The 19,010-nt window shown below is 67.2% G+C and carries 21 protein-coding genes; 10 read left to right on the forward strand and 11 right to left on the reverse strand.

Going from position 1 to position 19,010, the window contains the following annotated elements; all coding sequences use genetic code 11:
- Positions 1–42 precede the first annotated feature (42 nt).
- The gene (locus MMB92_RS22020) at positions 43–960 is read right to left on the reverse strand and encodes a LysR family transcriptional regulator (RefSeq protein WP_006497902.1); all 918 of its coding nucleotides are present in this window, start codon (positions 958–960) and stop codon (positions 43–45) included.
- A gap of 126 nt (positions 961–1,086) precedes the next feature.
- Here MMB92_RS22020 and MMB92_RS22025 point away from each other — a divergent pair, with 126 nt between their 5' ends.
- Positions 1,087–1,812 carry a pirin family protein gene (locus tag MMB92_RS22025; protein ID WP_125333350.1) on the forward strand — a complete coding sequence of 242 codons (726 nt, stop codon included), beginning with the start codon at positions 1,087–1,089 and terminating at the stop codon, positions 1,810–1,812.
- A 61-nt stretch (positions 1,813–1,873) separates the two neighbouring features.
- A complete protein-coding gene (gene wrbA / locus MMB92_RS22030; RefSeq protein WP_006490964.1) occupies positions 1,874–2,476 on the forward strand; it encodes an NAD(P)H:quinone oxidoreductase in 603 nt (200 codons plus the stop codon).
- 104 nt (positions 2,477–2,580) lie between these two features.
- Here wrbA and MMB92_RS22035 read toward each other — a convergent pair whose 3' ends face one another.
- The 7 genes from MMB92_RS22035 to MMB92_RS22065 form a co-directional block, all read right to left on the reverse strand.
- On the reverse strand, positions 2,581–2,886 hold the full coding sequence (locus MMB92_RS22035) for a hypothetical protein (protein ID WP_034203895.1): 306 nt from the start codon (positions 2,884–2,886) through the stop codon (positions 2,581–2,583).
- 229 nt (positions 2,887–3,115) lie between these two features.
- A complete protein-coding gene (locus MMB92_RS22040; protein WP_006490940.1) occupies positions 3,116–3,850 on the reverse strand; it encodes an LrgB family protein in 735 nt (244 codons plus the stop codon).
- Entirely contained in the window at positions 3,847–4,218 is a 372-nt protein-coding gene (locus tag MMB92_RS22045; protein ID WP_006497900.1) for a CidA/LrgA family protein, read from the reverse strand. Before MMB92_RS22045 ends, MMB92_RS22040 begins: the two co-directional genes overlap by 4 nt.
- A 255-nt stretch (positions 4,219–4,473) precedes the next feature.
- Positions 4,474–5,508 (reverse strand): alpha/beta hydrolase, encoded by a 1,035-nt coding sequence (locus MMB92_RS22050; protein WP_212203213.1) that lies wholly within the window; start codon positions 5,506–5,508, stop codon positions 4,474–4,476.
- Positions 5,509–5,565: 57 nt separating this feature from the next.
- Positions 5,566–5,991, reverse strand: a complete 426-nt coding sequence (locus MMB92_RS22055) for an organic hydroperoxide resistance protein (RefSeq protein WP_006481042.1) — start codon at positions 5,989–5,991, stop codon at positions 5,566–5,568.
- A 224-nt stretch (positions 5,992–6,215) separates the two neighbouring features.
- Entirely contained in the window at positions 6,216–6,782 is a 567-nt protein-coding gene (locus tag MMB92_RS22060) for a TetR/AcrR family transcriptional regulator (RefSeq protein ID WP_125333351.1), read from the reverse strand.
- 126 nt (positions 6,783–6,908) lie between these two features.
- Entirely contained in the window at positions 6,909–7,505 is a 597-nt protein-coding gene (locus MMB92_RS22065; protein WP_006490952.1) for a TetR/AcrR family transcriptional regulator, read from the reverse strand.
- A gap of 148 nt (positions 7,506–7,653) precedes the next feature.
- On the opposite strand from MMB92_RS22065, the gene MMB92_RS22070 reads away from it, so the two are divergent.
- From MMB92_RS22070 to MMB92_RS22090, 5 genes are all read left to right on the forward strand, one after another.
- Positions 7,654–8,673, forward strand: a complete 1,020-nt coding sequence (locus MMB92_RS22070) for a lysophospholipase (RefSeq protein WP_258258694.1) — start codon at positions 7,654–7,656, stop codon at positions 8,671–8,673.
- Between the two features lie 93 nt (positions 8,674–8,766).
- Positions 8,767–10,620 (forward strand): ABC transporter ATP-binding protein, encoded by a 1,854-nt coding sequence (locus MMB92_RS22075; protein ID WP_034203892.1) that lies wholly within the window; start codon positions 8,767–8,769, stop codon positions 10,618–10,620.
- A gap of 122 nt (positions 10,621–10,742) precedes the next feature.
- A complete protein-coding gene (locus MMB92_RS22080; protein WP_143262247.1) occupies positions 10,743–11,255 on the forward strand; it encodes a DUF4262 domain-containing protein in 513 nt (170 codons plus the stop codon).
- A 192-nt stretch (positions 11,256–11,447) separates the two neighbouring features.
- On the forward strand, positions 11,448–12,620 hold the full coding sequence (locus MMB92_RS22085) for a porin (RefSeq protein WP_125333352.1): 1,173 nt from the start codon (positions 11,448–11,450) through the stop codon (positions 12,618–12,620).
- Positions 12,621–12,722: 102 nt separating this feature from the next.
- Entirely contained in the window at positions 12,723–13,367 is a 645-nt protein-coding gene (locus tag MMB92_RS22090) for a glutathione S-transferase (RefSeq protein WP_006490953.1), read from the forward strand.
- Between the two features lie 117 nt (positions 13,368–13,484).
- Here the strand turns inward: MMB92_RS22090 and MMB92_RS22095 are convergent, their stop codons facing one another.
- The 3 genes from MMB92_RS22095 to MMB92_RS22105 all read right to left on the reverse strand — a co-directional run bounded on the left by MMB92_RS22095 (position 13,485) and on the right by MMB92_RS22105 (position 15,852).
- Positions 13,485–13,952 (reverse strand): sodium:proline symporter, encoded by a 468-nt coding sequence (locus MMB92_RS22095; protein ID WP_277562921.1) that lies wholly within the window; start codon positions 13,950–13,952, stop codon positions 13,485–13,487.
- 56 nt (positions 13,953–14,008) lie between these two features.
- Positions 14,009–14,677 carry a hypothetical protein gene (locus MMB92_RS22100; protein WP_034203881.1) on the reverse strand — a complete coding sequence of 223 codons (669 nt, stop codon included), beginning with the start codon at positions 14,675–14,677 and terminating at the stop codon, positions 14,009–14,011.
- A 197-nt stretch (positions 14,678–14,874) separates the two neighbouring features.
- On the reverse strand, positions 14,875–15,852 hold the full coding sequence (locus tag MMB92_RS22105) for a LysR substrate-binding domain-containing protein (RefSeq protein ID WP_034178557.1): 978 nt from the start codon (positions 15,850–15,852) through the stop codon (positions 14,875–14,877).
- A gap of 57 nt (positions 15,853–15,909) precedes the next feature.
- Here MMB92_RS22105 and MMB92_RS22110 point away from each other — a divergent pair, with 57 nt between their 5' ends.
- From MMB92_RS22110 to MMB92_RS22120, 3 genes are all read left to right on the forward strand, one after another.
- Entirely contained in the window at positions 15,910–16,809 is a 900-nt protein-coding gene (locus tag MMB92_RS22110; protein ID WP_277562922.1) for a DMT family transporter, read from the forward strand.
- A 650-nt stretch (positions 16,810–17,459) separates the two neighbouring features.
- A complete protein-coding gene (locus MMB92_RS22115; RefSeq protein WP_059721482.1) occupies positions 17,460–18,614 on the forward strand; it encodes a branched-chain amino acid ABC transporter substrate-binding protein in 1,155 nt (384 codons plus the stop codon).
- Between the two features lie 87 nt (positions 18,615–18,701).
- Positions 18,702–19,004 carry a hypothetical protein gene (locus tag MMB92_RS22120; protein WP_006490931.1) on the forward strand — a complete coding sequence of 101 codons (303 nt, stop codon included), beginning with the start codon at positions 18,702–18,704 and terminating at the stop codon, positions 19,002–19,004.
- Positions 19,005–19,010: the final 6 nt, after the last annotated feature.

Below are 19,010 nucleotides of genomic sequence, written 5' to 3' on the forward strand. Positions count from 1 at the left end.
TTTCGCGGCGATTAACCACCCTATTCACCGCAACGCGGCCCGCTACCGTGCCCGGCCTGCCCCGCTCGCCCCCGTCGGCGCCGGCTCCGCGAGCCGCTCCGCGAGAAAGCCGATGAACGTGCGCAGCGTGACGAACCCTTCCCGATGCTGCGGAAACACCGCATTGAGCGTGATGGGCGGCGGCACGTAGGCGTCGAGCACCGGCACGAGCGCACCGCTGTCGAGCGCCGCGCCGACGATGAAGTGCGGCAGCAGCGCGATGCCGAGCCCCGCGATCGCCGCATCGCGCACCACTTCGCCGTTGTTCGCGACGAGCGGCCCCTGCACGTCGAACGTCCGCACCGCGCCGTCGACGCGGAATTCCCAGCCGACCCGCCGCTCGCGCCCGTACAGCACGCACGTGTGGCCAGCGAGATCGGCCGGCGTCTGCGGCGTGCCGTGCCGCTTCAGGTACGCGGGGCTCGCGCACGCGATCATCCGCCATGCACCCAGCGGACGCGCGATCAGCGTCGAATCCTCGAGCGAGCCGATCCGCAGCACGAGGTCGAAGCCCTCGCCGATCAGGTCGACGCGCCGATCGGTCAGATCGAGGTTCAGCCGCACGGCCGGGTGCGCGGACAGGAATTCGGCGATCAGCGGCGACACGTGCGTGATCCCGAACGACAGCGGCGCGCTGATCTTCAGCGAACCATGCAGCTCGGTGCTGCGTACCGACATCGCCTGCTCGGCGTCGGCGATCTCCGCGAGGATGCGCTGCGCGCGCACGTAAAACTCCTGCCCCGATTCGGTCACCGCGAGATTGCGCGTATTCCGGTGCAGCAGCCGCACACCGAGCGACGCCTCCAGCGCCATCGTGCGCCGGCTGACGAACTGCTTGGACAGCATCAGCTGGTCGGCCGCCGCCGTGAAGCTGCCCGCGTCGACGGTCGCGACGAAGATCCTCAGGTCGTTGAGTTCCATATTGTCCACTCCATAGCGACAGTCATTATCTTCACGGCGATTTATTTGTCAAATCGATTGACCTAAGATTCATCTCAACGAACGGCCGGGCCCACTTCCGAGGTCCGGCGACTTAAGGAAAAAATCATGATCGAAATCCGTGCAGCAAACCAACGTGGCCGTGCGGAGCATGGCTGGCTCAGTTCCCGTCATACGTTTTCGTTCGCGAATTACTACGATCCGAAGCAAGTCGGCTTCTCCGACCTGCTCGTGATCAACGACGACCGGGTCGCTCCGGGCCGCGGCTTCGGCACGCACCCGCACCGCGACATGGAAATCCTGTCGTACGTGCTGGACGGCGCGCTCGAACACAAGGACTCGATGGGCACCGGTTCGGTGATCGTGCCGGGCGACGTGCAACTGATGAGCGCGGGCACGGGCGTGCGCCACAGCGAGTTCAACCACTCGCCGGACGCGCCGGTCCACTTCCTGCAGATCTGGGTCGGGCCGGCCGAAAAGGGTGCCGAGCCGCGTTATCAGCAGACGAATGTCGCGGCCGACGACAAGCGCGGCAAGCTCGCGCTCGTGGTATCGCCGAACGGTGACGCCGGTTCGCTGAAGATCCGGCAGGACACCCGGATTTACGCGGGCCTGTTCGATGGCGACGAAAGCACTACGCTGGAACTGGATCCGAGCCGTTTTGCTTACGTGCACGTGGCACGCGGCAGCGTGACGGTCAACGGCGTGACGCTCGACGAAGGCGACGGCGCGCGCATCCGCGGCGAACAGGCGCTGACGATCGCCGACGGCAAGGATGCCGAAGTGCTGGTGTTCGACCTGCGTCCGGTCGAAGTGACGGCCGAATGGGCGTGACGCCCGTTCGGGAAACCGGGCCCCGCTGAGTGCGGGGCCCTTTTAATCGGAGATTCGCAACATGGCCAAGGTTCTCGTTCTTTACTACTCGTCCTACGGGCACGTCGAAACGATGGCGCAGCACATCGTGGAGGGCGCGAAATCGGTGCCCGGCGTCGAGGTCACGCTCAAGCGCGTGCCGGAAACGATCCCCGTCGACCAGGCCCGCGCGATCGGCGTGAAGGTCGACCAGGCCGCGCCGGTCGCCACGGTGGACGAACTCGCCGACTACGATGCGATCATCTTCGGCACGCCGACCCGCTTCGGCAACATGGCCGGCCAGATGCGCACGTTCCTCGACCAGACCGGCGGCCTGTGGATGAAAGGCGCGCTCGTCGGCAAGATCGGCAGCGTGTTCGCGTCGACCGGCACGCAGCACGGCGGCCAGGAAACGACGATCACGTCGTTCCATACGACGCTGCTGCATCACGGGATGGTGATCGTGGGCGTGCCGTATGCGTGCAGCGGCCTCGTCAACATGAACGAAATCACCGGCGGCACGCCGTACGGCGCGACCACGCTCGCCGGCGCGGACGGCAGCCGCCAGCCGAGCGCGAACGAGCTCGACATCGCGCGCTACCAGGGCAAGCACGTGGCGGAACTCGCGAACAAGCTCGCGTCGTAACGCGGCGGCCTCGCGGCGCCCCTTTCCGTCGCGCTGCAGTTCGCAGATGAACGAACGGCGCCGGTTCGACCGGCGCCGTTCGTCCTGTGCAACGCGTTCAGCCGTTACTGGCCCGAAGCCGGCACGGCCGGCGCCGCCTTCGTCGCGGGCGCCTGCTGCACGGCGTTCTGCGGATAGTTGCTCTGGTCGTTGGTCAGCCGGTAACCGCTGCCGGTGCCGATCGCCTTCAGGTCCGACGCGTGCCGCGCGCGGGCCGCCTTGCGCGCCGCTTTCTTCTGCGCCTTGTCGAGCTGCTTCTGCGCCGGCGCGGACGCCGGGTCCTGCGCATAAGCCGCCGGCGCGGCGGTCAACGACAGACCGAACGACACCGCTACTGCTACTGCCACCGAAACCACGCGAGACTGCTTCATGGCCGGATCTCCTTGTCGATTGTTGAATGTGGATCGGACACCAGTGCGCACGCGACGGCTTGCGACAAACGGCGCCGATGCAACGTTAGCCGATCGCTACGCAAATGTCCCCGCGGATTCCTGAATTCTCCTGATAACGCCTACGATACATGCGCGCCGTATGCGCCGTCCTTTCGGCCTGTCGTGCGCGCCATCAGGGAAACCGATACCCCGCGGCCGGCCGGCGCCCTCAGATCCAGCGCGACAGCACCGGCAGCAGGATCGGCACGACGAATGCCGTCAGCACGCCGTTCAAGCCCATCCCGAGCCCCGCGAACGCGCCGGCTTCCTCGCTGACCTGGAACGCGCGCGCGGTGCCGATCCCGTGCGACGCGACGCCGAGTGCGAAACCGCGCACGGCCGGCTCGTCGATCCGCAGCAGATTGAGAATCCCGCGTGCGCACACCGCGCCGAAGATCCCGGTCGAGATCACCAGCACGGCCGTGAGCGACGGAATGCCGCCGATCTCGGCGGCGACGGCCATCGCGATCGGCGTCGTCGCCGATTTCGGCGCGAGCGACGCGATCGTCTGGTGCGACGCTCCGAACAGCGCGGCGATGCCGACCGCCGACACGATCGCGGTCAGCGAGCCCGCGAGCAGGCCGACGAGCAGCGGCAGCGCGGTACGCCGCAGCTTCGACCACTGGCGGTACAGCGGCAGCGCGAGCGCGACGGTCGCCGGGCCGAGCAGGAAGTGGACGAACTGCGCGCCTTCGAAATACGTCGGATACGGCGTATGCGTGAGCGTCAGCAGCACGACGATCACCGCGACCGCGATCAGCACCGGATTCGCCAGCGGATTGAAACGTGCCCGCGCATAGACGGCCTGTGCGAACAGATACGCGACCAGCGTGATCGTCAGGCCGAGCAGCGGGCTCGCGGCGAGATAGACCCAGATCGCGCCGAGCTTCGGGAAGGCCGTCATTGCGCGCCCTCCGCGGTGTCGCCCGCGCGGCGCTGGCGCCGCAGCAGCGCGCGCGTGACGAGCGCCGTCACCGCGATCGCGAGCGTGGTGCTGACGGCCAGCGCGACGACGACCGCGACCGCGTCGCCGCGCACGCGGTCGGCCGACACCATGATGCCGACGCCGGCCGGCACGAACAGCAGCGACAGGTGACGCAGCAGCTCGAGCGCGGTCGGCTCGATCGCATCGGCCACCTGCGGGCGCAGCATCACGAAGCCGAACAGCAACAGCATGCCGATCACCGGGCCCGGCACCGGCAGGCCGAACAGATAGGACGCGCCTTCCCCGAGACACTGGAAGATCAGCAAGACCGCGAACGCCTGCAACATGAACCGCTTCTCCCGAACGTGGCCGCGCGACCGTGCGGCCGATGAGCCGGCGGCGTGCGACGCCGGCGTGAACGATACGCGCGATCGTACCAATAATGACGGCGGCGCGGGCCTTCGCTGTCGCCCGATTTCCCGATCGCCATTCCACCGTTGCGCGCGACACGCTGCGGGCAGGGATGAAACGCCCACATACAGAAAAACGGCGGGCACATGCCCGCCGTCCCGCCGTTCAGGTTCGAACGACCACCGGTCGCGTTACTTCAACCGCGTCGCGATTTCGTTGGCCATCGCCTTCGTCGCGGCCTTCGTCGGCGCATCGTCGGCCAGCGCGTTCAGCAAGCCGAAATCGTGGATCGTGCCGTCGTAGCGCGTGGTCGTCGCCTCCACGCCGGCCGCGTCGAGCTTGCGGCCGTACGCTTCGCCTTCGTCACGCAGCACGTCGAACTGCGCGACCTGGATCAGCGCGGGCGGCAAGCCCTTCAACTGCGCGATGCTCGCGCGCAGCGGCGACGCATAGATCTCGTTGCGTTGCGCTTCGTTCTTCGTATAGGCGTCCCAGAACCACTTCATCATCGGCCGCGTCAGGAAGTGGCCCTGCTGATACGCGTTGTACGAACCGGTGTTGAAGTCGTGGTCCGTGACCGGCCACATCAGCCCCTGGAAGCGGATCGCGGGACCGCCCTTGTCCTTCGCCATCAGCGCGACGACAGCCGACATGTTCCCGCCGACGCTGTTGCCGACCACCGCGAGGCGGCTGCCGTCGACGCCGATCTCCGCGCCGTGCGCGGCCACCCACTTGGTCGCCGCATACGCCTGGTTGATCGCGACCGGGTAACGCGCTTCCGGCGACGGCGTGTAGTTCACGAACACCGCGACGGCGCCCGACTGCACGACGAGATCGCGCACGAGCCGCTCGTGCGTCGGGAAATCGCCGAGCACCCAGCCGCCGCCGTGGATGAACACGAATACCGGCGGCGTACCCGTCACGCCTTGCGGGCGCACGATCGTGACCGGCACCGACAGGCCGTCCTGCTCGATCGTGCGGTTCGACACGTCGATGCCGGACAGATCGACCTTCACGCCGTTTTGCGCGTCGACCAGCACCTGGCGCGCCTTCGCGGGGCTCAGCGTTTCGAGGCCCGGGCCCTTCTGGCCGTTCAGCGCGGCGAGGAACGCGCTCGTCTTCGTATCGGGACGGACGGCGTCGGCGCCCACGGCGAACGCGGCAGGTGCGGTGGACAACGCGGCTGCAACGGCGGCGGCGATCAGCAGCGGTTTGACGATCTTCATGGTGCAACTCCTTGGTTGATGCTTCGAATGGCGATGAATGTTTGGTACTGCGATCGATCAGACGAGCGTGAGCGTGACGTCGATGTTGCCGCGCGTCGCGTTCGAGTACGGGCAGACGACGTGCGCGCGGTCGATCAGCGTTTGCGCGATATCGCGATCGAGGCCGGGCAGCGAGATCTTCAGTTCGACTTCGATACCGAACCCGTTCGGGATCGCGCCGATGCCGACGCTGCCCTCGATGGCCGCGTCCGCGGGGATCGCGATCTTGTCGCGCGCCGCGACGAACTTCATCGCGCCGATGAAGCACGCGCTATAGCCGGCGGCGAACAGTTGCTCGGGGTTCGCGCCCGCCCCGCCCGCGCCGCCGAGTTCGCGCGGCGTGGTCAGCTTCAGGTCGAGCCCGCTTTCGGGCACCGTCGCACGGCCGTCACGGCCGCCGGTGGCTTTTGCATGGGCGCGGTACAGCACTTTTTCGATCGACATGACAGACTCCTTTTTCAGCAAATGAATGAAACAGCCTTCGAACCGGGGACCGCGTGCCGGCGGGTTCTCGCCGACATTACGCTTACTTATCTACCAATAGATAGGCAAATATCCCCAAAAAAATGCAGATGGTCGATCCACCTGCGCCAGCCATCTATCTACTACATGATAGATAACGAGATCCAATAAAAGGCGGCGAACCGCCTGACTGCTGGCGCCGTCCGTCAGGACCGCGTTTTCCAGACGGCCTCGACATCCTCGAGACGCGCCCGCGTGTGAAACAGCCGGCTGGCCAGCACGCTGCCCTGGAACGCCGCGTACAACGTGCGCGCCGCCGTGTCGGGCTCGCCGCTGAACTGCAGCGTGCCTTCCTTCGCGCCTTGCGTCAGCAATTCCGCGAGCCAGCGCTCGTTGGCGCTGAAGAACGCCTGCACGGCCTGCCGCACGTTGTCCGGCAACGTCTCGATGTCGGCCGCGAGCATCCCGCACAGGCAGATCAGGTGGCCGTCGCCGAGCGTGCGGCCGAACATCTTCGTGTACAGGCTCAGCTTCACGTCGGCCGGCAACGCCGGATCGATCGCCCGCATGGCCGCGAGGACTTCGTCGCTATAAGCCGCCACCGCTTCCAGCACGAGATCGTCCTTCGACGGGAAGTAGTAGTGGATGCTCGACGTCTTCACGCCCACCAGGTCGGACAGGTCTCGATAGCTGAAGCCGTTGTAACCCCGCTGCATCATCAGCGTGATCGCGTGGTCGAGAATCTGTTCGCGGACGGTCGGTTTCGTTTCCATGGGTCGAACTTTATCTACTCATAGATAGATAGTCAAGCACTTTTGTACGGCCCCGGCGGAATGCGTGTCGATGGCTGCCGGTGGGCCGTGTCCCGCGCAAATCGGGTCCGGGCCGCGCCCTTCCGCTCACTGCGGCTTCAACATCCGCCGAATGATCGTCCGCAGCATCGCGCGATGCGCGCGCGGCTTGAATCCCGGCTCGAACACGACGCGCCCGACCGCCCCTTCCGCCAGCGCGAGTAGCCAGGTCGCGACGAGATCCGGCTTCAGGCTCCCGTCGATCCGCCCTTGCGCGACACCCCGCTTGATCAGCGCGACCATGCGCCCCTTCACCTGCGCCTCGTTCGCCGCGAACAACGCGGCGACGTCGGGATTGCGCGTCGCCTCCGCCGCGGTCTCGACGCAGATGCGCGCATAGACGGGATCGCTCGACAGTTCCATCAACGTCAGTGCGATCTCCTCGATCGCGGCCAGCGCATCGTCGGCGTCCGCATGCTTCGCGAACAGCTCGGCCATCTCGCGCTGGTCGTCCTGCGCGATCGCCTCGATGATCGCCGCCTTGGTCGGGAAATAGTGAAACAGGTTGCCCGGGCTCATCCCGGCCGCCTTGCAGATCGCGGCCGTGGACGTCGCATGGAAGCCGTCGCGCGCAAAACAGTCGATCGCGGCATCCAGGATCTGGCGCCGCTTCGCTTCCACTCTTTCAGGATCGATCTTTCTCAACGGGAACTCCGTGCTCGACGATGGCTCAAATATTTATTAGACTGATCAGTCGATCTATTATCTCTGCGAGATCTCGGAACCGTCAAGGCAGCGTGCGCTTCGCATGCGTCGCTCACGACATCCGCTCACACGAACAATCAGAGGGCCCATGAAACGCATCGTCATCGTCGGTATCGCGCTCGTCGCGTTCGCTTGCGTCGCGGCGGGCGCGCTTGCGCTGCGCGGCCTGTCCGACTTCGAGCTGAAGGGCGCGACCGTGTCGACGCTGACATTCCATGCGGGCGACGCCCACCTCGTCGGCACGCTTGCGCTGCCGGCGCACGCCCCCGACGCGCCGATCGCGCTGCTCGTGCACGGCGACGGGCCGCGCACGCGCTTCGCGGACGACGCGATGCTGCCGCTCGTCAACAGCCTGCTCGACGCCGGCATCGGCGTATTCGCGTGGGACAAGCAGGGTACCGGCCGCAGCAGCGGCGACTGGCTCGCGCAATCGATGCAGGACCGCGCGAACGAAACGGTCGCCGCGATGGCGCGCGTGCGCGCCGCGGCCGGCCCCCCGCACAAGATCGGCCTGCTCGGCTTCTCGCAGGGCGGCTGGGTGATTCCGCGCGTGGCGAACGCGGTGCGGCCCGCGTTCTCGGTGATCGTCGGCGGCGCCGTCAACTGGCGCCGCCAAGGCACCTACCTGACGCGCCAGCAACTCGCGGCAACGGGCCTGCAGCCGGATCGAATCGATGCGACACTGGCCGCCGAGCGACGCGAGAACGACGCCATCTTCGGCCGGGCGGACGCGCCGGCCGATCCGGCCCGGCGCCCGGACATCGAGCCGCGCCGCTTCGGTTTCATCGCGCTCAACTACCTGGAAGACGCATCGCAGGCGCTGGCGACGATGCAAGGGCCGGTGCTGGCCGTGTGGGGCGCACTGGACCGCAACGTCGATCCGGCCGACGAGGCGAATGCCTATGCGCACGCATTCGGGAACCGGCCCGACCGGCGCGTCGTCGTGGTGCCGGGCGCGACGCATGCGTTGCTGCGCGGCCGCTGGTTCGACTATCAGCTCGAGTCCGACTGGCCGAAATGGAAGACGTGGCTGTACATGGCGCTCGGGCGCCACGCGTACGCGCCGGACACGCTCGGTCCGATCGAAGCGTGGATCCGGTCGCAGTGAACGCGTGCGCCGCGCGCGCCGCCGCACATGGAACAGGCATCAGGCAATATCGGTCGCGCCCGCTCGCGCGATCGCATCAAGGAGAGGTTTTCAATGTATTCGTGGTTTGAACGGCGCCTGCCGACTTTCCCGCTCGAAGATCCCGTCACGCCGCCGAAGGGATTCTTCTCGTTCGTCTGGGCGTGCACGAAAGGCGCGCGCGGCTGGCTCCTGCTGATCGCGCTGACGTCGGCCGCGCTGGCCGCGTACGAAGCCGCGCTGTTCGCGATGATGGGGCACGTGGTCGACTGGTTGTCGTCGTCGACGCCGGCCGAATTCGGCGGTCGCCACTTCGGCGCGCTCGCGGGCTTCGCGGCGATCCTCGCCGGCAGCGCGCTGTTGATCGCACTGCACACGATGGTCAAGCACCAGGTGCTCGCGATCAACTTCCCGATGCGGTTGCGCTGGCTGTTTCACCGGCTGATGCTCGACCAGAGCCTGTCGTTCTATGCGAACGAGTTCGCGGGCCGCGTGACGACCAAGATCATGCAGACCGCGCTCGCGGTGCGCGACGCGCTGTTCATGTCGGTCGACGTCGTGATCGGCGTCACCGCCTACCTGATCGGCATCCTCGTGCTCGCCGCCAGCTTCGACTGGCGGCTGATGATTCCGCTCGCGCTGTGGGCGCTCGGCTACGGCGCGGCGTGCGCGTATTTCGTGCCGCGTCTCGGTGCGGTCGGCAGCCGGCAGGCCGACGCGCGCGCGCTGATGACGGGCCGCATCACCGACGCGTATTCGAACATCACGACCGTGAAGCTGTTCTCGCATACGCGGCGCGAAGCCGACCACGCGCGGCGCGCGATGGAAGCGTTCAAGGCGACCGGCGACGCGCAGATGCGGCTCGTCAGCGCGTTCGAGATCGTCAACCACCTGCTGTCGACGCTGCTGCTGATCGGCTCGGCCGGCCTCGCCCTCGTGCTGTGGATGCACGGCGAGGCGAGCGCGGGCGTGGTCGCGGCCGTGATCGCGATGGCGCTGCGCCTGTCGAGCTATTCGCACTGGATCATGTGGGAAATGACCGAACTGTTCGAGAACGTCGGCACGATCCAGGACGGCATCAACACGCTGACGAAGGTGCGCAGCGTGGTCGACGCGCCCGATGCGAAGCCGCTCGTGGTGCAGCGCGGCGAAATCGTGTTCGACAACGTGCAGTTCGCGCACGAGGACAACGATCGCGCGGTATTCGACGGGCTGAACCTGACGATCCGGCCGGGCGAGCGCATCGGCCTGATCGGCCGCTCGGGCGCCGGCAAGTCGACGCTCGTGAACCTGCTGCTGCGTTTCTACGACGTCGGCGGCGGCGCGATCCGGATCGACGGGCAGGACATCGCGCACGTGACGCAGGACAGCCTGCGCGGCGCGATCGGGATGGTCACGCAGGATACGTCGCTGCTGCACCGGACGATGCGCGAGAACCTGCTGTACGGCCGCCCCGACGCGACCGAGCGCGAGATGCGGGACGCGGCCGTGCGCGCGGAAGCGTCCGAGTTCATCGACCGGCTGCGCGACCGCCACGGCCGCAGCGGCTACGACGTCGAGGTCGGCGAGCGCGGCGTGAAGCTGTCGGGCGGCCAGCGGCAACGCGTCGCGATCGCGCGCGTGATGCTCAAGGACGCGCCGATCCTCGTGCTCGACGAAGCGACCAGCGCGCTCGATTCCGAGGTCGAAGTCGCGATCCAGCGCAGCCTCGACAGCCTGATGAGCGGCAAGACGGTGATCGCGATCGCGCACCGGCTGTCGACGATCGCCGCGATGGACCGGCTGATCGTGCTCGACGAAGGGCGCATCGTCGAGGAAGGCACGCACCAGCAGTTGCTGCAGGCGGGTGGCATTTACGCCGCGCTGTGGGCGCACCAGAGCGGTGGGTTCCTCGGGGAGACGGCGGAAGCGGAAAGCGTCGAGCAGTAGCCGGAACCGCTGTGGCAACATGGCGGCACGGCGATCGCGGGTGGGCTTCACCGCGATCGCCTACCCGCCGGCAGGACGCCATCGCTGCTTGCCGCCGCCCGACCCGGAATCTAGGAACCTCCGTGAACACACGGCCGGATATCGCCACTGCGCTCGACGCGCCCGATTCGGTGCTCGACGAAGACGAGCAGCGCTTCGTGCATCAAATCCGCCAGCACGGGTGGTTCCGCACGGAAGTGTTCGCGGAAGACGACCAACCGGGCTTCTCGTTCACGACCGGGCTGTGGGTCAACCACGGCTTTCCGGAAATCATCGTGTTCTCTCTGCCGGCGCGCCTCGTCCATGACGTGCTGTGGGGCATCTACCGAAAAGTCGCGGCCGGCACGCCGCCGCCGGTCGGGGAAGTCACGTCCGCCGTCTACGGCAACGCGAACGCGCTGCTGATGCGGGTCAAGCCAGCGCATTACGAAGCCCATCTCGGCTGGAACCGCTGGTTCTACGGCAACGACGCGTTCCCGTGCGTCCAGTTGCTGTGGCCCGACCGCAACGGGATTTTTCCGTGGCAACCGGAAGCGGACGATGCATTGAACGCGGCGCAGCCGCGCCTGTTCGCATCGGGCGACGAGCGCCACTGACCCGCGGCGCCGGATCGCACCGCACGGCCGCGATGCACGAGCCATCCGCGCGCCGCTCGTCAATCCGTTGCGCGCACACCCATCGCCGCGCCGCCTCATAACGATCCGACAATTTATTGGTTCCCTTGACGATGCGCCGTCCGTATCGTTCACCGATTCGTCAGACCAATCGACCAACGGGGGAATTCAACAATGAAACAGATCCGGTCATTCGCGTTGCTCGCGCTGCCGGCCGCGCTCTTCGTCGCGGGCGCCCACGCACAAAGCAGCGTCACGTTGTACGGCATCGCCGACGCGGGCATCGCGTACGTCCACAACGCGCAGAACGCGAACGGCAGCAACGCGTCGAACCTCGTCAAGTTCGGCAGCGGCAACCTGTCGGGCAGCCGCTGGGGACTGCGCGGCATCGAGGATCTCGGCAGCGGCCTGTCCGCGCTGTTCCAGCTCGAGAACGGCTTCAACATCGGCACCGGCGCGCTCGGCCAGGGCCAGCGCGAATTCGGCCGCAAGGCCGTCGTCGGCCTCGCGAGCAGCACCTACGGCACCGTGACGCTCGGCCGCCAGTACGATCCGATCGTCGATCTCGTACAGGGCCTCACCGAAGACAACTACTTCGGCGGCGTGTTCGCGACGCCGGGCGACCTCGACAACTACGACAACAGCCTGCGCGTCAGCAACTCGGTGAAATACACGAGCCCGCTGATCTCCGGCTTCCAGTTCGCCGCGCTGTACGGCTTCGGCGGCGTCGCGGGCGCGACCGGCAGCGGCCGCACCTACAGCTTCGGCGCGAGCTACGCGAACGGCCCGCTGTCGCTCGGCGCCGGCTACTTCTACGCGAACGGCGGCACGACGGTCGCGGGTGGCGTGCGGACGTGGTCGAGCAGCTCCGACACGCTGTTCAACACCGTGATCAACCAGGGCTTCTCGAGCGCGAAGTCGATCCAGATCGTGCGCGTGGCTGGGCAGTACGTGGCCGGGCCGGCGACCTTCGGCCTCGCGTACTCGAACACGCAATACGGCGCGGACACGCTGTCGGCGTTCAACCGGAACGCGAAGTTCAACAACGGCTCGGCGTTCTTCAACTGGCAGTTCACGCCGGCCCTGCGCGCGGGCGTCGGCTACAACTACACGTCGCTGACGGGCCCGGCTTCCGCGCACTACAACCAGGTCAACCTCGGCGCGGACTACGCGCTGTCGAAGCGCACCGACCTGTATGCGCTGTTCGGCTACCAGAAGGCGAGCGGCAACACGCTCGACGCGAGCGGCGCGACCGTGAAGGCCGCCGCATCGGTCGGCGCGTACGGCGTGAACTCCGGCACCGATACGCAGGAGCTCGCGATCGTCGGCATCCGCCACAAGTTCTGATCGTCCCGGCGCACGACGATCGCCGCAGGCGCGCACCACGAGGCGCGCCTGCGGCGTTTACACTGTCCATCTTCACGTTCGTCACGACACAGGGAGCCCGCGATGCTGACGGTATGGGGACGACGCAACGCGTTCAATGTCCAGAAGGTGATGTGGCTCGTCGACGAGCTCGCGCTCCCGCATCGGCACGTACCGGCCGGCGGCGGGTTCGGCGTGCTCGATACGCCCGACTTCCTCGCGATGAACCCGCACGGGCGCATCCCGGTGATCGACGACGACGGAACCGTCGTCTGGGAATCGCACAGCATCCTGCGCTACCTCGCCGCGCGTCACGGGCGCCCGGGCTTCTGGCGCGACGATCCCGCCGAACAGTCGCGCGCCGACCGCTGGATGGACTGGGCGCAGACGACCCTGCAGCCGGCGTTCCTCAACGGCGTGTTCCGCGGCTACTACCGCACGCCGCCCGAGCAACGCGACACCGTGCGCGTCGAACAGAGCATCGCGCAATGCGCGCAGTATTTCCGGCTGCTCGACACCGTGCTGGCCGGGCAGCCGTTTCTCGCGGGCGACGCGATCACGCTCGCCGACATCGCGGTCGGCACGCACCTCTACCGGTATTTCGAGCTCGATATCGCGCGGCCCGACGTGCCGCACGTCACGGCGTGGTATGAACGATTGAAGGCGCGGCCTGCGTATCGCGCGCACGTGATGATCCCGTTCGACGAGCTGCGCGGCAAGCTCGACTGAGCGGGTGCGAGGCCGGTCGCATCGGCATGTCGCGTACTGCCTGATTTCCCGCCTCTCGCTTCGGCAGGTCGGGACACCGATGAAGATGGCTGACGCCCGCGGCGGTCGATGCCGGGATCAGCGCGTAGCGTGGCGCTGGGCAACGCAATAAACGGCCGCCGCCGTGATCCCGAACATCAGATGAGCGATCAGCGTGATCGTGTCGCGAACTGCGGTGAACCACGGAAAGATCGTCGTGAACCCGTACAGGTTCACGCCGTACAGAAGGAGCCCGAACACGCCGCCGGCGAGTAACGCGGGCCCGAGCGACAGGTGCCGGATGACACGTACCAGCACGGCCGCATAGGCCAGCGAAAGCACCGCATGCACGAGCGTCGCCACGCCCATGACCAGCGGATCGAACCCGCCCGGCGCACCGAGCACGCGCGGCCCCATCACGATCGCGGCCGTGAGGCGCGCGTCGCGCAACAGGTTCCGGATGGCGTCATCGCCGGCGATCGCCCAGAGCAGCAACTCGATGACGGTCGATCCGACCGCCGCGCCGAACGCCGCCCAGAGCATCGGGACCACACTCGCTCGTTTCACTGGTCGTCCTCGTGGCGGCCGGTTGATGCGCGGAACGAACCGCCGTGCAACGCGGTTTACGACGCCCCTTCGCAGTCCGACCAGTACGCGAACGGATCGCGATGTTTCGGATAGTGCTCGTCGAGCCATTTCAGCAGCGTCGCCCGCGCATTGTCGATGTCGGCCTTCAACGACGACGTCGTCAGTTCGTGCAGTTCGATGGACTTTTCCCGGTCCATCACGAAGCAGTTCCAGTCCGGGCCGTCGAGATCCGGATCGTCGGATGCCTTCGACGACTTGCTCCAGCCGAAACGCTTGCGCGCATCGATGTAGTAGCGCGGATGCACCTTCAGATACGACATCTCGCCGCCCTGCAGGCTGCTCTCCGCGCGCAGCACGTCGCGCTCGTCGACGATCTGCGTGACTTCCGGAAGCCGGCGCGAGCGCCATCCGGCGGGTAGCGTCGCCACCGCACGGACGCTGTCGTAGGTGCCCCACTCGAGGCCCCACGCTTCGGCCATGCGCTTCATGAACGCGTCGGCGCTCGGATAACCGCGCAGCTGGATGCGGGTCGACAGCGTGACTTCCACCCCGCCGCGACCGCCGGATGCGCTCGACACCTCGTCGTCCGCTTCGAACGGATTGCCCGGACGCGGCGATTCGCGCTTCGCGTCCGCAGGCGCCAGGCCGGAAAAAAGCTGATCCAGCGCCGCACGCGCCTTCGACGATTTGTCTGGTCTATTCATCGGTTCCCTTTTGTGCAAATTTGAACCCGTACTGCAATGGTTGGTGATTGGCCTGCCGTCGGGCAAAGGCTCGATTCCGCTTCGCTGCGGTCATCTCGCCGTTTTCCGCGGCTGCATTGTAACGATTTGGCGGCCGCGGCCGAACGAACGGGACACGCGGGCCGCGGCGCCCGCCTGCGCGAACCGCAACGGACGCGCTAGCGCAGCGCCTTCACCATGCGCTCCATCAACGCGAGGACCTCCGGCCGATTCTCGCCCTTCGCATGCACGAAGTGATAGCTGAGCAACGAATCGACCTCGTGACGGCTCACGCGCACGAGTGCGCTGCGCTGCAGATACGCATCAGCAAGCGGCGTGCGCGCGAGCGCCACGCCGAGCCCGGCTTCGGCCGCCGCCAGCACGAGGTTGTAATCCTCGAACCGGCGATCCTGCGCACGCGGCTTGAACGGAATGCCGAGCGCATCGAACCACGTACGCCAGCCGGTCACGTCGGAATCGTGCAGCAACGGCATGTCGAGCAGCGCCGCGTCGCCTGTTCCTCGGCGCATCCTTGCCAGTTGCGCGGCGAGCCGCGGATGCGCGACCGGATACAGCCGTTCCGGCATGAACGGGCGGGTTTCGAGCTGACGCCAGTTGCCGCGACCGTAACGGATCGACAGATCCGCTTCGCCGCCGGCGATATCCACATTGCGCAGCTCGATGCCGAGTTCGATGCGCAGCGCGGGCGCTTCGCTTTCGAGCGCGGGTTGCCGCTCGAACAGCCACAGCTGCGCGAATGCGGGCACCACACTCATCCGCACCAGTCGCGGCGTGCGCGGCGAACGCCACTGATCGGCCGCGCTGTCGATGATCGCGAACGCCTGCTCGATCCGGCCGACGAAGCGCTGCCCGTCCGGCGTCAGGCGCACGCCGCGCGCATGCCGCTCGAACAGCGCCATCCCGAGCCAGTTTTCGACGGCGGCCACCCGTCGGCTGATCGCACCGTGCGTGACGCCGGAGACGTCGGCAGCCGCGAGAAACGACCCTTCGCGCGCCACCGTGCAGACCGTCTCCAGGCTCGCGAGCGGCGGCCGCGGGACCGGCATCGACGCGGCGGCCGCCAACCCGCCGGCCATCTGGCGCACCCGCGCCGGACCGCCGGCGCGCCGCGCGCCCGAGCTGTGAGCCATATTCATATCCGGGTGTTGATCTGTGCGCTAGCTTAGCATCTCGGCACACCGCACCATTGCCGCATGAATACCGTTTCGTCACCGACGTCGCGCAGCGCGCGACAACCGCTCGTCGCGGCAACCGCGGTTGCGTTCACGATCGTCTCGTGGGCGTCCGCGTTCCCGTTCATCCGCATCGGCCTGCACGGCCTCGCACCGCTGCAGCTCGCGGCGGCGCGCTTCGCGACCGCCGCGTTGCTCGTGATCGCATGGCTCGCGTGGCGACGGCCACCGCGGCCGACGAAAGCCGATGCGTGGCGCTTTCTCGCGTGCGGCCTGCTCGGCATCGCACTCTACAACGCGCTGCTCAATACCGGCGAACAGACCGTGTCGGCCGGCGCCGCGAGTTTCATCGTGAACACGCTGCCGATCTTCACTGCGCTGCTGGCCGCCGTGTTCCTGCGCGAGCACTTCAATCGCTGGGGCTGGCTCGGTTCGCTGGTCAGCCTGGCCGGCATCGCGGTGATCGCGCAAGGGCAGCCCGGCGGCCTCGTCCTCGGCTCGGGAAGCACGCTGATCCTCGGCGCGGCGCTGTGTTCGGCCAGCTATTTCGTGCTGCAGCGGCGGCTGATCCCCGTGTACGGCGCGCTGCCGTGCACCGCGTACACGCTGCTGGCCGGCGCGGTCCTGCTCGCGCCCTGGCTGCCCGGCGCGCTCGTGTCGCTCGACGGCGGATCGCGCGATACGGCGCTGGCCGTCGTCGTACTCGGCGTCTTTCCCGCCGCGCTCGGTTACGCCACCTGGACCTTCGCGCTCGGCTACTTCGGCGCGGCGCGCGCGGCCAGCCTTCTCTACCTGACGCCGGCGGTCGCGACGCTCCTGTCGGTGGTGCTGACGGGCGAGCGGCCGGGCATCGCGACGGCGTGCGGCGGCCTGCTCGCGATTGCGGGAGTGATCGTCGTCGCGTTGCGCGGACGTGCCTAGCTGAAGTCGAGCCGGCAGCGAATTGCGCGGCTGACGCGACGATCCGACGGCAGAAGCGAGCCGGTCCCAAAACGCCTCCGCTTCTGCCGATCCGGATGAACGGTTCGGCCCGTGGAATCGGCACCCACTCGTGGGCGCGTGCCGAACTTGACCGTTAGTTGCATAAAGACGGACATCGCGCTCGATGCGGCACGACGGATGAAACGGGATACACGATTCTCGCGTGACCAAACTGTGCAGACAAATCGACCGAACAGTTCCCGATTGACCGCGCGTCAGTGTCCATGGCTTCGCCCCGGCGACCGGCCGAATAATGGATGCGGCCGTAAGGCCGACGACAGCGAATCGCAGCCTTCGGGCCGCCGCAGCGCACGATTTCCGGCATCCGGCATCTTCGATCTCCGGCGCCGACCCGTGTCGCGCCGGCCCGCTACGGGATTCGCCGCAGCGCGCAAAACCGGCTTCAGATATATTCATATGAATTGCACCGCGTCGGGTACCGGCCTGCCCGCTCGCCCGGGCGGCACGTCATGCGGCCCGGCGCGATGCAAGTGAAGCCCGTGAGGGTATGGAGACTCGTCCGATCGCCCCGGCCCCGCAGCCGGCCGGTCGAGACGTCAATAGAAAGACATTCAATTCGGAGATGGCAGATGGAACGAAGCACTGTCGGCATGCGCTGCAAACCCCTGATCACCGTTGCACTGGCGGCCGCCGCGTTCGCGGCCGCGTCGACCGCGCTGGCCGACCAGGTCGTGAAGATCGGCAGCGTCGAACCGACGACGGGTGGCATCTCGCACCTCGGCAAGGACAACGAGAACGGCGCGCGCCTCGCGGTCGAGGAAATCAATGCGAAGGGCCTGACGATCGGCGGCAAGAAGGTCACGCTGCAACTCGACGCGCAGGATGACGCGGCCGACCCGCGCCAGGCCACGCAGGTGGCGCAGAAGCTGGTCGACGACAAGGTCGTCGCCGTGATCGGCCACCTGAACTCGGGCACGTCGATCCCGGCGTCGAAGATCTACAGCGACGCGGGCATCGTGCAGATCTCGCCGTCGGCCACGAACCCGACCTACACGCAGCAAGGCTTCAAGACGACCTACCGCGTCGTCGCGACCGACGCGCAGCAGGGCCCGGCGCTCGCGAGCTATGCGCAGTCGAAGGGCGTGAAGAGCGTCGCGGTGATCGACGATTCGACCGCGTACGGCCAGGGCCTCGCGAACGAATTCGAGAAGAAGGCGAAGGCGCTCGGCCTGAAGGTGCTGTCGCACGACGCGACCAACGACAAGGCGGTCGACTTCCGCGCGATCCTGACGAAGATCAAGGGCGAGAACCCCGACGCGATCATGTACGGCGGCATGGACGCCACCGGCGGCCCGCTCGCGAAGCAGGCGAAGCAGCTCGGCCTGCGCGCGAAGATCCTGTCCGGCGACGGCGTGTGCACCGACTCGCTGGCCGAGTTGGCCGGCCCGGCGGCCGACAACGTGCTGTGCTCGCAGGCAGGCGCTGCGCTCGAGAAGATGCCGGGCGGCGCGGACTTCCTCGCGAAGTACCAGAAGCGCTTCAACCAGGGCATCAAGTTCGATGCGCCGTTCGCGTATGACGCGGTCTACATCGCGGTCGACGCGATGAAGCGCGCGAATTCGACGGACCCGGCGAAGATCCTCGCGGCGATGCCGGCGACCAAGTACGACGGCGTGATCGGCACGACGACGTTCGACGCGAAGGGCGACCTGACGCACGGGATCATCTCGATCTACGGCTACAAGAGCGGCAAGAAGACCTTCCTCGACCAGGTGAAGATGTAACCCGACGCGGCGTCGGCACGACGGGAACGCCACCCGTCGGCGCCGGCGCCGCGCGGGCCGGATTCTGATTCACGGAGACGAAGCATCATGTGTGCAATGGCGTATGCGGAATTCCAACAGGAGTTGAAGAAGGCGCAGTTGACGGCGCGCGAGTTCGCCCGCCTGATCCGGATGAACGAAAGTTCGATCACCAACTATTCGAGCAAGGGCACCGTTCCTTCCCACCTCGCGGTCATCGCGAAACTGATCGGCACGCTGGCCGCGCACGAGATCGACTTCCGGCGCGTGATCCGGCAAATGCGGATCGAGCCGAAACGGCCGCGCGGCGTCGGCGTGTTTCCCGCCGCGGAAAAACCGCGTCCGCGGAAAGCGGCGAAAGCCGACGCCTGACCCGCG

Origin of the sequence: Burkholderia sp. IO2 (genome assembly GCF_029522185.1) — a bacterium.
Lineage (GTDB): Bacteria > Pseudomonadota > Gammaproteobacteria > Burkholderiales > Burkholderiaceae > Burkholderia > Burkholderia cenocepacia.

What these genes read in the sequence shown, in the direction of transcription:
- MMB92_RS22040 (WP_006490940.1), bottom strand. Translation starts at nt 3,850, where the DNA reads ATGACGGCCTTCCCGAAGCTCGGCGCGATCTGGGTCTATCTCGCCGCG.
- MMB92_RS22055 (WP_006481042.1), bottom strand. Translation starts at nt 5,991, where the DNA reads ATGTCGATCGAAAAAGTGCTGTACCGCGCCCATGCAAAAGCCACCGGC.
- MMB92_RS22075 (WP_034203892.1), top strand. Translation starts at nt 8,767, where the DNA reads ATGTATTCGTGGTTTGAACGGCGCCTGCCGACTTTCCCGCTCGAAGAT.
- MMB92_RS22090 (WP_006490953.1), top strand. Translation starts at nt 12,723, where the DNA reads ATGCTGACGGTATGGGGACGACGCAACGCGTTCAATGTCCAGAAGGTG.
- MMB92_RS22060 (WP_125333351.1), bottom strand. Translation starts at nt 6,782, where the DNA reads ATGGAAACGAAACCGACCGTCCGCGAACAGATTCTCGACCACGCGATC.
- wrbA (WP_006490964.1), top strand. Translation starts at nt 1,874, where the DNA reads ATGGCCAAGGTTCTCGTTCTTTACTACTCGTCCTACGGGCACGTCGAA.
- MMB92_RS22045 (WP_006497900.1), bottom strand. Translation starts at nt 4,218, where the DNA reads ATGTTGCAGGCGTTCGCGGTCTTGCTGATCTTCCAGTGTCTCGGGGAA.
- MMB92_RS22120 (WP_006490931.1), top strand. Translation starts at nt 18,702, where the DNA reads ATGTGTGCAATGGCGTATGCGGAATTCCAACAGGAGTTGAAGAAGGCG.
- MMB92_RS22100 (WP_034203881.1), bottom strand. Translation starts at nt 14,677, where the DNA reads ATGAATAGACCAGACAAATCGTCGAAGGCGCGTGCGGCGCTGGATCAG.
- MMB92_RS22115 (WP_059721482.1), top strand. Translation starts at nt 17,460, where the DNA reads ATGGAACGAAGCACTGTCGGCATGCGCTGCAAACCCCTGATCACCGTT.
- MMB92_RS22050 (WP_212203213.1), bottom strand. Translation starts at nt 5,508, where the DNA reads ATGAAGATCGTCAAACCGCTGCTGATCGCCGCCGCCGTTGCAGCCGCG.
- MMB92_RS22110 (WP_277562922.1), top strand. Translation starts at nt 15,910, where the DNA reads ATGAATACCGTTTCGTCACCGACGTCGCGCAGCGCGCGACAACCGCTC.
- MMB92_RS22025 (WP_125333350.1), top strand. Translation starts at nt 1,087, where the DNA reads ATGATCGAAATCCGTGCAGCAAACCAACGTGGCCGTGCGGAGCATGGC.
- MMB92_RS22105 (WP_034178557.1), bottom strand. Translation starts at nt 15,852, where the DNA reads ATGAATATGGCTCACAGCTCGGGCGCGCGGCGCGCCGGCGGTCCGGCG.
- MMB92_RS22035 (WP_034203895.1), bottom strand. Translation starts at nt 2,886, where the DNA reads ATGAAGCAGTCTCGCGTGGTTTCGGTGGCAGTAGCAGTAGCGGTGTCG.
- MMB92_RS22070 (WP_258258694.1), top strand. Translation starts at nt 7,654, where the DNA reads ATGAAACGCATCGTCATCGTCGGTATCGCGCTCGTCGCGTTCGCTTGC.
- MMB92_RS22020 (WP_006497902.1), bottom strand. Translation starts at nt 960, where the DNA reads ATGGAACTCAACGACCTGAGGATCTTCGTCGCGACCGTCGACGCGGGC.
- MMB92_RS22085 (WP_125333352.1), top strand. Translation starts at nt 11,448, where the DNA reads ATGAAACAGATCCGGTCATTCGCGTTGCTCGCGCTGCCGGCCGCGCTC.